A 12,753-nucleotide genomic window follows, 5' to 3' on the forward strand; every position below is an offset into this window, starting at 1 on the left:
TAGAGTTGTGGGTATGGGGGACGCCTTGGGCAACGTGGACTGGTCGCGGCTCGAGCACAATTACGGCGATGCGTCGGATGTCCCGGGGTTGCTTCGCGGCTGCGCGAGCCCGGATGCCGAGACCGCCTCGGACTCGCTTTCCGACCTGTCGGACAGCCTTTTCCATCAAGGGGGATGGGTGTGCTCGGCGGCGTCGGCGGCGCTGCCCGGTCTGGTCGACCTCGCCGGTGATCTGGCCGTCCATGGGCGGCGCGACGTGGTTGAGCTGATCAGTTGGCTGGCGGGTACAGCGACCGAGGTTTCCGAACGGTTCGTCGACCCTGGATGGTGGCCCGCACTGGACAGTGTGCGGCCGCGGCTGCTCGCGTTGCTGGAGGACGCGGATCCGGCCGTGCGGCGGGCAGCGATCTCGCTCGTCGCGGACGGGATCCGTCATCCCGAATCGGTCGCCATGCTGCGCTGTCGGTGGACGGTGGAAACCGATCGCACGACCCGGATCGATCTCGTGTTCGGCCTGGGCGCCGTGGTCGCCTGGTCACAGGATGAAGGACTACGCCAGTGCCTGAGTGCGCTGCTGACTGACGATGATCCGCTGACCAGGCTGGCCGCAGTACACGCTCTCGCCGCGTCCGATCCCGCTGTCGCGACGGACAAGGTCGGCCTGCTGATCTCGGGAGTGTTGAACGCCGACATCGCGCAGTACCGGGAGTCCGAGTGGATCGGCCACGGTCCGGCGGCCCTCGTCCACAAGACCGGGAGTCTGGTGCTCGGCGACCCTGCCACGGCCACCGCGTTCTCTCTCGGTATCGCTCGTTCCGACGATGCGGCCAAACGAGTCGCCGCGCTCAGCCACGTCCAGCAGGTGCTGTCCCAGTGGCGCACCACCAGCGAAGAGTTACTGCCGCTGCTGGCCGCGCACCTCGACGACGAATCACCCGAAGCGCGTTACCGGGCGGCTGCTTTGCTCGCCTGCGTGGGCGAGCAAGGGGCGCCGTACGCCGAGCAGCTGATCGCCCGCACCACCGACCATGGAGTGCGGGACGCCTGTAATGCCAGGACCGTGGGTGACGCCGCGGTGTGGGCACTGGCGAGGCAGCATCATCCAGGCTGTGTACCGGGCCTGGTGAGGCGGCTGTCCGGCAGCAGCCTCGGGTTCAGCTATGCGGGCTCCTACTACGACAGGACCATCCCGTCATTGGAGCAGCCAGGGATCGGCGAAGTGCTGATCCCGTTGTGTGGGCACGTCGACGCACTTCTGGACGCGGTCATCGCCCGACTGGCCAAAGCTCACTGCGACGCCATACTCGCGTTGAACCTGTGTCAGGTAATCGCGGCCTGGGGGCCGAGCGCAACCGCCGCCCTACCTGTCGTCGCCCGGTTCCTCGACGACGACAGGGTCCGGCCCTCGGCAGCCCTAGCGATCGGCGCCTTGGGGCCCGCCGCTGCGGGTGCGGCGGACGGGTTGCGCCGCCACGCGAGCGAACCGGCCGCGGCCTGGGCACTCTGGCGCACCGACGCCGATCCCGAGAGGGCCGTCACCGTACTGACAGACCTGGTCTCACGGCCCGGCCTCCGGCACACGGCGATCGCTCTCCTGGCCGACCTCGGCCCGGAGGCCGCATCGTGCGTCGGCGACCTTCGTACTTTGAGCCGTTCCGCCGACGACTGGACTCGCACCGAAGCCGCCTACGCCTTGGCGCGGATCACCGGTGACCCGACCGAGCCTGTGACCATCCTGACCGACTTGGCCTATCCCCTCGCCCACGGCGAATGCCGGCCTGTCCGGATCGCCGCGCTGTGTCGCCTCGCTGACCTCGAAGCGACCGACGATCGAGTACGCGAGCTGGCACAGGCCGTCGTCGACAGCGAACGGCGGCTCGCCTACTTCGGCGGATGGCGTACCTTCACCGAGGACGAACAGGCCTACACCGCCGCAACTACACTGCTGGTCGGTCAATCACCACCAAACGCTGCCAACACCAGCACGCACATACGTTTCCCCTACCTGCCGTGATTGTTCGCGGCAGGTGACCCGTCGCCCGGCCGCGGAGCCAGCCGGGATCAGCCACGCGAACACCTCGGCGAAGGACATGACCGCGTGCTCTGTCCGACCGTTCGCCATAATCCTGGCCGCTGCGGCCAGGAAGTTCCTGCTGGCACTGATCCCGCCACCGGCACGCAACGTTCCGCGGCGCTGACTACTGATAATCCGGTGATCCGCGCCAGCCATCCGCCAGCAAGCCCGAGCCCGCTCTCGTAGAGACGCATCGACGCCCCTCAACGCCTGCACCGGCGTCGCCACCCCGGCACACGGATTCGCCGGAATCTTCCTCTCCTTGACCGCAGCACCGGTCCTCCACCCGTGTCGACGCATCGCTCACCGTTCCGTCAGAGCACACCGCAATCGCCCGCCAGCCCGGAGCGTGTCGCCGCCACACCTCCAAAGCCTGCGCCGGCAGCGAAATCGACGGGCATGCCAACACCACGACGTCACCAGAGCCGATCAGCCGCCGGGCCACCTCCAGCGTCGTCCGTGTCTTCCCCGTCCCGCACGCCATAGCCAGCACCGGCCTCAACCAGACGAACCTGACACGGACGCAACGTCACAAGCGTCGCCAACTCGGCAGAACGGAAATCGGTGGTGATCGACACGATCGCACTGCATGACCAGTCAGCTGCACCAAGCCCAGCCCCGCACGACACCGCTAAGGAGCACCTGCACGAATCCTCTGCACCGACCCTAGCCAGCGAAAATCCCACCCATCGGTGCCCCGAAACCGTTGTCGTGTAGCACGCCCGCGAAACCACCCGATCGAGCGGAAGTTCGCAGGGTCTGCACGCCTTCGGACAGCTAGTCGACGCCACCCTCACCGGGGCGCACCAACCAGAGCCACGCCGCGAAGGTGGACGCCGGTCTCGCGGCAGCGGTCCACGACAACGGGCCGACGACGTCGCGCCACGGGCCACACTGTCGGCGTCCGCAATCCACGGACGCCGACAGTGCCGACGCCACGAGCCGGTGTGGTGGATGCGGAACCTCCTTACCGGCGCACTGCGCGAGATTCCGCTTCAGGACGTTCAGGACATGCACCAACCTCGACCGCTCGACCTGGCAAGTACCGATCCGGTCACCGAACCTGTCAGAAGTAGCCCGGCGTCAGCAAGATCGCTTGCCCCATGGGGAACGGGGTTACCTCACGAGGTCGCCGAGATGTGCGATGTCCAGCCCAGCACTGTCCTGCAGTGGCGCCGTCGTGGACTGGCCACACGGAACACCGCAGACGGTCTCCGCTACGGCGTCGCCGACGTACTCGACCACCAAGCCGGACAGCGACGCCGACGGCCAACACAGCCGTAAACCGTGATATGCCCTGGGATTCATGACCGCCCCAGTGGCGCGACGGCGCGACTGTACCACTCTGCCCAGCAAGCACCCCTAAGTCCGCTTACCCAACGGAACGGGCTCGCTTACTCCGTCGAACCAGTCGAGCCGGACTCTCTACTCCGTGATTGTGCCGGTCCTGCACTCGACGACTTGACCATCGTCCCAGCCGCAGGCTTTCCAGCTGGCCGTCTTGCCGTTGGGAATGTTTCCCACTCCCATGCAAAAGGATTCACCGCTGTAGACGTGCTTGTAGTAGCTCTTCCCAGTATAATTGTTTGTCACCTTGACCGAGGAGGACTGCCCGTCGAAAGGCCTGTCGACAATAAGGAAGTTGTCCTGGTCGTTTCCCGTACTCTCGTTGTAGTCGTGCCAGTATAGACTTCCCGCCTTGGAGCCGGACCCTCCGCCGTCGGGAATGTACCAATGACCTTCGTTCCCGCTGCTGCATGACGCCTGAGCTTCTGCGGAGACCATCGTATCGGCACTGGCAGAGGCTGGGGCGAACAGGGCGGCGGCGAAAGCTGCACCGATAATGCCAACTCGCGTGCGGTTCTTCATAGCATCCCTTTCGTTTCCTTCCGACACAGCACCAATCAGGAGCTCGAATACCCTGACGGCCGCGGCGGCTCCTAAGAGGATCCTGCGCCCAGCGGGGCCCGACCACACCTTTGCGCCCTATCGAAAACAGTAGTGTGTGGAGGGCGCGCCCCTGCTTCGCCAGAACGCGCGCCTCCGCAAGCACGGCATCTGAAACTGGAGACTGCTCGCCTGGGCCGCACGCTTCGCAGACGGCCGCACCTACAACGACTGCCCCGGCACCGGAATAGCCAGGGGGTTGGAGTCAGCTCGGTCGAGCGATGTGGCGAATCTGGTGCCGTGGCGCAGTTTCGGCCGGATCGGGAGCAGGCCTGGGTGAGCCCTGTCCTCGTGAGGCCAGGCGGAGCACCGCTCCCCCGCGAACGGCTAACCGTCGCAATCCTCTTTGCCGGCTCCAGGCGCGTGCATCTGTCACGTGCAGGTGAAGCTGCCCTCGGGCACCAGCGTGCACCCTGTCCTGATTCGAGATACGAAATGGACGCTCCGCGCCACCAGACGCGGAGCGTCCAAGCCGGTGTTCTCGTCACACGAGGCCATACAGCAGACACTTCCTTTTGGGAGTGTCCGGTGTGGTGCTACTCGGCGAGCACGTACCGATTCTCGTCCAGTGCGTCGAGGTCGATGGTGACTACGCGGTCTTCACTGGCCGTGATCAGGCGCCGGAGCTGGTCGGAGTCCTCATCCAGGGGCAGCAAGGCCCTGGTCCCGAACCGGCGACACAGCGCAGCGACGACCTCTGCTTCCATCGGCCCGGCCACGGTGTCATCGGTGGTGACGTCCACTCGCCAGGCGAACTCGCCCCCGTCGAGATCGATGTAGGTGCAGCTGACGGTGGCCGGCGACCCTCCGCCATCTTCGTAGAGCCGTCCCACGTGGACTCCACCCGGGTCCACCGCGAAGACCTCGGAGATCGCGCGGTGCAGCGCGCCAGTGTCCGGCAGGCGGTCCAGAACGAAGCTGTAGTCAAGCATGTCGTTCACCTACTTTCCGTAGTGCGCATACACTTCGCGGGCCTTGTCGAACGCCTCCGGTGTGATGCTCGGATTGCGTGCGACGTTTCGCTTTGCCGCCTCGACATCCCCGTTCGCCTGGATCAGGGCGCTCAGTGCCTTGTACTGTGGCCTGTCCAGTTCCACGAAACCCGGTCCGTCCACGGGGAAGACCCTCCCGCCGGACTTTACCCGGTACCGGCGCCCGCTCTCGGCCTGATAGGTGCTCGTCTTCGGGTCCCATCGGGCTTTGCCCGACTGGATGTCCGCGAGCTCCTGCCGGACGGCTTCCCTGACCGAAGGCAGTATGACCGTGTTCTCGGCCTTGACCTCATGTTTCGGGCTGATCCGGTTGAGGTAGTGGCGGTCGTGCGGCTGGCGAAGCAGGTACGTGCCTGCCGGGCCGGGCACGTTCGGATTGATCTGTGGCGCTTGCGGCGGGGACGCGGGCGGTTGCACGGACGCCTGCAGAGATGGAGCAGGAGGCGCTGGCGGTGTAGGGGGTGCAGGGGGTGCAGGGGGCGGATTCTGACCGGCCACAGCTTGACGCCACAGGTCGCGAAGTGCCTCCGGGATGACCGCCTCGACGGCGGCTTCGCCCGCTTCGGCAGTCCTGCCCTCGGCCAGATATACACCGGCCTCTTCCAGCCCCAGCACCGTGCCCGGCCAGCCCGGGATCTCGTCGATCGTGTCGAGGAAATCGTGTGTCACGTCCTGAATGGCTTCCTTGTTCTCCTCGCGGGCCTGATGGCACGCTTCGGATTCCCACCCGGCGCCGCCCACCTCTGGATAGAGCGAGCCACACGCCCCGGCGACCTCCGCCAGGTCGTCCGGCTCTCCGGGGTCGGGTTTACTGACCGGACGCACCTGACTGACCGGTCGATCGACGCTCGGCTGAGGCCGCTCTTCGCGCTCCTCGCTACGTTCACGGCCGCGGTCGCCGTCGTCGTTCCGGTTGTCCTCGCGATCGTTGTCATCGTCCCGATCCCGATCCCGGTCTCGATCCCGGTCCCGGTCATCGCCCCGAGCCCGTTCCCGATCCTGGCTCCGGTCGTTGCCCTCGTCGCGATCGTCATCGCGGTCCCGGCCCTCGTCCTTTTCTCTTTCCGTCCTCTCGCCCTTCTTGTCATCCTTTTTGTCGTCCTTCTTCTTGCCCTCTTTCTTGCCGCCGTTGTCCTTCTTACCGCGCTCGCTGCCGCCTTTCCTGTCGTCCTTGTCATCGCCGGAATTCCCTCGCCCGTTGTCGCTCTTCGACGTCTTCCGCGACGGCGTAGACGTCCGGACCTGCGACCTCGGACGCCCCTCGGGCCGCTGCACGAACTTGTGGGCGGCCACCCCCTTACGCTCGGCATCACGTTCAGGCGCAGGCCGCCTGGGCCTGTCGTCGTCCGGGGTACTGGCCCGGCTCCCGCCGGAATTCCTACCTTCGGGCTTCCCCCCGGTCGGATCTTCCTGCGAGTGATCCCCCGGCCCTTTCTGCGGCGCGTGCTGCTCGCGCGCGTTCGCCACCCCGGCGCCGAACAGGCTGAACAACACCGCCAGCGCCGCTCCGGTCACCGCGTTCGCGGCCCACCGCAGCGCGGTCAAAATCCTCGCCTTGCGCATCGCCCACCCCGCAATCAGCAAATATCCATCGACTGATCAGGGTGCGCGCCCAGGGTTCAGCACCGGTTCATTCGCGGTACAGCACGGCACGGAAAGGCATATTCCCTCGCCGGCTGAAAGCCTCTAAACTTTCACCCGTCGAGCCTGCCGCCACTTTTCTTGCCGATGGCTTGACGGACAGCTGAGTAGATCGTTCTTGTTCTCTCCTGCCTACCTTCTCTTCTCGGGGTTACTGCTCAGTGAGCACACCTGCGGCGGGTCGCCGACGACGCTGGCTGAGCCATCCATTCCCGGCAGCACCCCGCTGCTGAGGGACACCATCCTCAGCGGGTGGGTCACCATCGGCGGCGGCCTCATCGGCTTGCCGGGTTCGACAGCCAAGACGAAAACCTCAGCACCTGAAGGAATGAGCTGGCAAGACCTCGCGCCGGCTGGAGCCGCGACCGGCAGGGTGATCGCCGTCAAGGGCGACGTGCTCTACCGACTGCAACCGGAGACCTGAGGGGCGGCAACCGTGGCTTCGGTGCCACCGCACCATTACTCCGCAGGACGGCGCTCATGCCGATGAGCGCGCGTCGCAGGGATTGGAGTTCTCGATCTGCTGCAGGTGGTCCGGAATTCGGCATCGATTCTTACGCCGCGATAGAACGCCATCGGGATCATCGGTCGACGTGGCACTGCTGGCCACTGCCTTCTCCCACCGTATTTGCAGTGCGTCCAGTCGTCGTTGTTCGACGGTCGCGGCGAAATGGGAGTAGGTTTCCTGGACCTTGCCTTGGGGTACGACCGCGGCTGATGATGGCCAGTCAGCGGAGAACCATCCGGCCATGCGCCCGCGGAGAACTGTCCGCCCGTCGGCTGACGTGGCTGCACTTACGCGATTCGGCGGGCCACCGCGTTCATGACCGACCGTTCAGCGCCTTGCCTGATCAGATTTCTGCTCCGTGGTTGGCACCGGACGCGCTTCTCCGCTGTGCCGGGAACAACGCAGCAGGTGCTCGACCGTGTCACGGTCGCCGGTGATGGTCAGGTCACCTGACCGCTCGGCGTCGGCGATGGTGCGTTCGTCGAACACGAGTGACTGCAAAGTTGCGGCGGTCGTGGTGATAGTGGAGTCGGCGTCGTCGACCTCGGCACGCTTGGCCAGAAGCCTCCCGTTCTTGATCACCAGCAGGAAGTGGTCGTCGTCGAACCGCAGCTGGACGACCGCGTCGCGGGGTGTCGCGTCGCCGGCGGTGAACCTGCCTGTCAAGGCGAGAACCAGGGCGTCGATGCCGAGAGCCGGACTGACGGCGTCACCTAGTGGGACGTACTCGCCCCACCGGCGCAGCTCCATCAGGACGGGCTCAAGTTCACGACCTCGGCCGGTCAGTTCGTAGGCCGAGGTGCTGCTTGGTGCGAACCTGCGCCTGCGCACGAGGTTCGCGTGTTCCAACTCCCGAAGCCGTTGCGACAGAACGTTTTCACTGATACCCGGCAGTCCGCGGCGCAGGTCACTGAACCGTTTCGGGCCGAGGAGCAGTTCGCGTACCACCAGCAGTGCCCAGCGCTCCCCGATTTGACCCAGCGCTCGGGCGATGCCACACGGATCGTCAAAGCCACGCATCAGACCACCCTAGAGGAACGCTTGCTCTTTCGCAGCGACCACTCCTAAAGTAGGAGCGATCGGGTTGATGCCGACGGAGGAGGATTGATGGCACAGGTGAGATCGGACGACGGCACACTCATCACCTACGACCGCAGCGGAACAGGACCGGCGGTCCTCCTCGTCGGCGGAGGCCTCGACGACGGCTCGGAGAACGCGGCGATCGCCGCAGAGCTGGCACGGCACTTCACCGTGTACAACTACGCACGCCGTGGTCGCGGCGGAAGCGGCGACACCGCTCCTTACGCCGTGGCGCGCGAGATCGACGACATCCAGGCGCTGATCGGCACAGCCGGTGGTTCGGCGCACGTGTTCGGCGCCTCCTCCGGTGGCGCGCTGGCGCTGGAAGCCGCAGCCGCCGGCTCGGCGATAGACAGGATCGCGGTGTACGAGGTGCCGTACATGAGCGACGCGTCGATGGCCGAGCACTGGTCGACGTACGTCGACCAGTTGACGATCGCACTGGCCGAGGGCCGGCGTTGGGACGCGGTCGAGCTGTTCATGCGACTGGCCGGCTCGTCCGACGAGGAGGTGGCCGCCACACGTGACTCGCCGTTCGGGCCCGGCCTGAAAGTCCTGGCCCCCACCCTCGCCTACGACGCGGCGTGCCTCGGCGACGGACTCCCGCCGACCACCCGGCTGGCCCGCGTCACGCAACCCGCCCTGGTAGCGACGGGGGCCGTCCCCGACCAGCACATGCAGGGCCTGCAACCCGGCTTCTTCGACGCCGCGGCGGACGCCATCACCGCGGCACTACCCAATGCCGAGCGCCGAATCATCGAGGGGCAGTCGCACGTCGCCGATCCGTCGGTGTTCGCGGCCGTCCTGGCGGAGTTCTTCGCCCGATGAAGCCGGCCGATCAAGAGGTCACGCCGGCCGCGACACTTCTCACCCGCCGATTCAGCTGGCCTTCGTCATTATTTCGTCGCCTGGCTTGCCGGTCACTACGTCCACGGCCGCCACCAGTCGCGCTCGCCTCCCAACGGGGACCGATCTGCGCGACGAGCGAAGGTCACAGCCCACCTTTCCCGCTGCGATACGGGCATCAGCCCACGAGCGCGCGGAGGCCCTACACCATGTCGGCCGGGAGCAGCACCAGGCTTCCCACCGGGGCCACAGGTCCGTCGCACCGGTGATCGTCCCAGCCAGCTGCCGGATCTCCGCGGCTCGGCCGGCATCGACCTGGTATCCCGGCTGGGCAACGACGTCGAGACAGGCGAGCTTGACCGCACGACGAAGCCGGGCGCGCGATCCGAGCACGATGGCCAGTGCGGATCGGAGGACTTCCCGTTGCCCCTATCGCTCTTGAGCTATTCGCCGCGCGTGCTCGAGCAGGTCCTCGCCGCGCGACCCGGCCGCGTTACGTGCCGCTGACAGCGCACCGATCGCGGCGGCGAGCGGGTCCGGGTTGGTTGCCTGGTGGAGTGCCTGCCATAGCCAGGAGTGCTCCCGATGCGCCCGCAGCTGCGATCGCCTGGCCGCGATTTCCGCCTCCTGGCTCAGCCGACGCTCCGCGAGCACTTCCGCGATGACGGGGTCTCCGGTGACCCCGGCGTGCTCGGCCACGGCCGACGCCGCCCGCCACGCCAGGTCTCGCAGCGTCTCCTCGGGTACGAAGGCCAGCCGATCGGTGTCCGCTCCCAGAGGGCCATGACCGGGGAACGCGCGCGCACCGTCGGGATCACGCGCCTCGGGATACAGTTCGGGCAGGTGTGGCAGGATGCGATAGGCGACATCCTCCTCGACCATCCGGTCGAGATCTTCCTTCCGCAACCGGTATCCGGTGTACCGCTCGACGGCGAGCAGGCCCTTCTCCAGCCTGTCGCGATAGCTGCCGAAATCCAGACCGGCCAACGCTCGGTTCACCTCAGGGTCGGCGATCTCCTCCGAGTATCCGAGTTCGGACGACGCGAGGACGTTCCCGTTGTCCGCGAAGGACAACCGGGTCACGGCGTTGATATTCCAGAACAGGCTGCCCGTACGACCTTCCCGTGACAACGGCTCCAGCACCGGCCGGTACGAACCTTGGAAACCGTTGAACTCGACGGCAAGTACCCCGCCCTCGACCGGAAGCACGGCCACCCAGGGATCAAGGTCGAATGCCTCGGCCAACTCCTGCGCGGACTCCGGTTCGGCCGGGTCCGCACCGAAGGCGCGGAGCACCCCGGCGGGTGAGGCGCCCCCGACCACCGTGACCGTCGCCGCCTCACCGAGCAGGCTCTCGCGGATCCACCGATAGGCGGCCTCCGGGGGCGCCTCGATGTCAGGCACGGGTTCACCGCGGACGACGTAACCGAGCCTGTCACCGCGTTTGTGCACGATGTCCTCGCCCGGCGGTGCCTGCCACAGCATGAGTTCGTAGCGCTCGCGCTCCTCGCCGTCTCGGCCGATCGCGTGCACCCGCACGCGGAAATCGCCCGGCCACGGCGGTGTTCTCAAGTGCCGCCGCGAGTCGCTTTCGCTCAAGGTGGCGTCGCCCCGTTCCGCCCGCCAGGAGAACTCGACGACATCGTCCCACCAGTCGAGTTCCACCTCGTCCGGCGCTCTTTCGAGGATCCGCGCCGACACGGGCACCTGGCCCTCCCCCAGCCCGGTCCGGACGGCGATCCCGCCGGGGACGGCGACGGCCAGGCCGTTCCCGCTGAAGTCGGGCTCGCCGAGGACAGGGTGTTGCTCGGCCAGGGTGAACCGATGCCCCCGCACCTCCGCCGAACCCGACGCCGAGACCGGCAGAACGTATTCAGCCCGGCGTTTCTCCAGCAGCGCGGCCGCGTACGCCGGTGGCATCGGGCTTTCGCTCAACAAAGCCGAAACAGCGCCCAGCGCGACGCCGACGACGGCTGCGGACGTTCCTGCGAGGAGCGGAGCTCCTGCCCTCCGCAACACCGGCGCGGCGGCCGCGACGGCCAGCGCGAGGTGCGCAGCTCCGTGCGCCGCCGCCAGTTCCTCCTCGCCGGTGAGCTCCGACGGGGGCTCAAGCAGCGGGACCAAGGCCTCGTGCCCAGCCAATTCTTCGACCAGTGACACGATCAGTGTGGAGAGCCCTGGCCGCAGCTGATCGAGCAGGCGCACCGCGGTGACGGTCTCGGCGCTCGGCCCGCCGATCATCCCGAACCCGAACGTCCGCGGAGTCTCGTCCGGCCCGGGCACTGCAGTCTCGACCTCGTACGGGATGGTGACGGCCAACGCATCCAACGTCAGTTCGAGTGCGCCGAGCAACCGCTCGGAAACAGGATCACCGAGCGAACGCAGCCAGCTCAACGCCGCCGACTCACCATGTCCCGCAAACCGCCTTCCCACCTCGAGACCGAAGACGTCCGGCTTCGCATCCGGCGCGCCCAGCCTGCCGAGCGCCGCCGCAGGACCGCGCGGGATCCGCCCACGCAGCAGCGGGACCAGATCCGCGACCACCGGCACGAGCGCGCCCGCCAACCCCGGCGGAACCTCCCTGTACTCCTCCACCTCAACCCCCCACAGATCGACGACGTGCACACGGTAGCGAACGCCACCGACAGATCCTTCCCACATCCAAAGCGCCACAGACTCCCGCAGGCAGAACCACACGACATCCGCAAGCGATGACACATCGCCGAGAACCGGGGTGAGGGCGGCGAACCCCCGCTGATGCCCGTTGACGTTAAGCCACTTGTCAGCGATCTTGCGCTGGCTGACCGCCGCACTGCCGTGTCGCCCTCCCGCGTGGCGCTGGTGAACCCCAGCCCGAAGCCGAAGCCGACCGCCTGCGACTCACGTGCGGGATGGACAGCCAAGCGGTACGCGATCTGCTGACAAACCAGGCTTGTGTAGAAACCATCCTTGCGAGGAGGTTCGCCCTATCAGCTGAGCCGGACACTCGGGCATCGGCTACAGAAACCCGATGTGGCTCGCGTTCTGTTCGCGAGAGAATGTGGCCTATGAGCAACCAGGCGAGACGTGCCGTGGTCGCGGCGCTGATCAAACTTGCAGGAAGCCCCGGCTACCGCGATAGGGCGGACGCGGGCCGCAGCCTCGCCAACTTCGCCGAGATGCCGGAGGCCAGGGAGCCGCTGCTGGAACTCGTGCTCGACGCGGGTGACACGTTTGTCACCCGCGCGACGGCAGAGGCATTGCTGCGGCGTCAGGACTCGGCCGGGCTTGCTGTGGTCGCCTCTGCTCTCGCCGCCGCCACCCCCGATCACTGATTGGATTCACACTGCTGTGCTCGACGTGTTCGGGATGATCGCCAGCGACCGGGACGCCGCCGTGCGGATGTGCGAGGCATTGGGACGGGAGGCTGACGAGCGGGCGCGCCTGGGCGCCGGCCACTTGGCCACGCTGCCAGAGGCGGTGGTCACCATCTCGTCGCCTCGCTGCACCGAGTCACGTGCGGACGCGGGCGTCGCCGTTACTTTCTGGCCCCCGCTTCGCCGGGCCTTTCGACCGCTGCGCCGGCGCCGGTCTGTCACTCGCCCCTCCGGTACCGGCTGACAAGACAGTGCGAACCGCGCGCCCGCCCCGGAAGGACATCTGAACTGCATCACGACGGGCCACAA

The 12,753-nt window shown here is 67.0% G+C and carries 10 protein-coding genes; 4 read left to right on the plus strand and 6 right to left on the minus strand.

Annotated elements, in window-relative coordinates; translation table 11 throughout:
• Window positions 1–34: 34 nt before the first annotated feature.
• Window positions 35–2,014: a HEAT repeat domain-containing protein gene (locus tag MJQ72_RS21495; RefSeq protein ID WP_240601384.1), complete on the plus strand. Its 1,980-nt coding sequence runs from the start codon at window positions 35–37 to the stop codon at window positions 2,012–2,014.
• Window positions 2,015–2,198: 184 nt separating this feature from the next.
• On the opposite strand, the gene MJQ72_RS45155 is transcribed toward MJQ72_RS21495, so the two are convergent.
• The 4 genes from MJQ72_RS45155 to MJQ72_RS21510 form a co-directional block, all read right to left on the minus strand.
• Complete coding sequence (locus tag MJQ72_RS45155) at window positions 2,199–2,558, minus strand: DEAD/DEAH box helicase family protein (RefSeq protein ID WP_396426999.1); 360 nt, start codon at window positions 2,556–2,558, stop codon at window positions 2,199–2,201.
• A gap of 941 nt (window positions 2,559–3,499) precedes the next feature.
• Window positions 3,500–3,943 (minus strand): hypothetical protein, encoded by a 444-nt coding sequence (locus tag MJQ72_RS21500; protein WP_240601135.1) that lies wholly within the window; start codon window positions 3,941–3,943, stop codon window positions 3,500–3,502.
• A 614-nt stretch (window positions 3,944–4,557) separates the two neighbouring features.
• Window positions 4,558–4,953 (minus strand): hypothetical protein, encoded by a 396-nt coding sequence (locus MJQ72_RS21505; protein WP_240601136.1) that lies wholly within the window; start codon window positions 4,951–4,953, stop codon window positions 4,558–4,560.
• Window positions 4,954–4,962: 9 nt separating this feature from the next.
• Entirely contained in the window at window positions 4,963–6,576 is a 1,614-nt protein-coding gene (locus tag MJQ72_RS21510; protein WP_240601137.1) for a hypothetical protein, read from the minus strand.
• A gap of 196 nt (window positions 6,577–6,772) precedes the next feature.
• On the opposite strand from MJQ72_RS21510, the gene MJQ72_RS21515 reads away from it, so the two are divergent.
• Window positions 6,773–7,078: a hypothetical protein gene (locus tag MJQ72_RS21515; RefSeq protein WP_240601138.1), complete on the plus strand. Its 306-nt coding sequence runs from the start codon at window positions 6,773–6,775 to the stop codon at window positions 7,076–7,078.
• A 411-nt stretch (window positions 7,079–7,489) separates the two neighbouring features.
• Here MJQ72_RS21515 and MJQ72_RS21520 read toward each other — a convergent pair whose 3' ends face one another.
• Window positions 7,490–8,182, minus strand: coding sequence for a helix-turn-helix domain-containing protein (locus MJQ72_RS21520; RefSeq protein ID WP_240601139.1), 693 nt, complete (start codon window positions 8,180–8,182; stop codon window positions 7,490–7,492).
• 87 nt (window positions 8,183–8,269) lie between these two features.
• On the opposite strand from MJQ72_RS21520, the gene MJQ72_RS21525 reads away from it, so the two are divergent.
• Window positions 8,270–9,070: an alpha/beta fold hydrolase gene (locus tag MJQ72_RS21525; protein WP_240601140.1), complete on the plus strand. Its 801-nt coding sequence runs from the start codon at window positions 8,270–8,272 to the stop codon at window positions 9,068–9,070.
• Between the two features lie 447 nt (window positions 9,071–9,517).
• On the opposite strand, the gene MJQ72_RS21530 is transcribed toward MJQ72_RS21525, so the two are convergent.
• Window positions 9,518–11,683: a DUF6461 domain-containing protein gene (locus MJQ72_RS21530; RefSeq protein ID WP_240601141.1), complete on the minus strand. Its 2,166-nt coding sequence runs from the start codon at window positions 11,681–11,683 to the stop codon at window positions 9,518–9,520.
• Window positions 11,684–12,135: 452 nt separating this feature from the next.
• Here MJQ72_RS21530 and MJQ72_RS21535 point away from each other — a divergent pair, with 452 nt between their 5' ends.
• On the plus strand, window positions 12,136–12,402 hold the full coding sequence (locus MJQ72_RS21535; RefSeq protein WP_240601142.1) for a hypothetical protein: 267 nt from the start codon (window positions 12,136–12,138) through the stop codon (window positions 12,400–12,402).
• Window positions 12,403–12,753 lie beyond the last annotated feature (351 nt).

Source organism: Amycolatopsis sp. EV170708-02-1, from assembly GCF_022479115.1.
In the GTDB taxonomy this organism is placed as follows: Bacteria; Actinomycetota; Actinomycetes; order Mycobacteriales; family Pseudonocardiaceae; genus Amycolatopsis.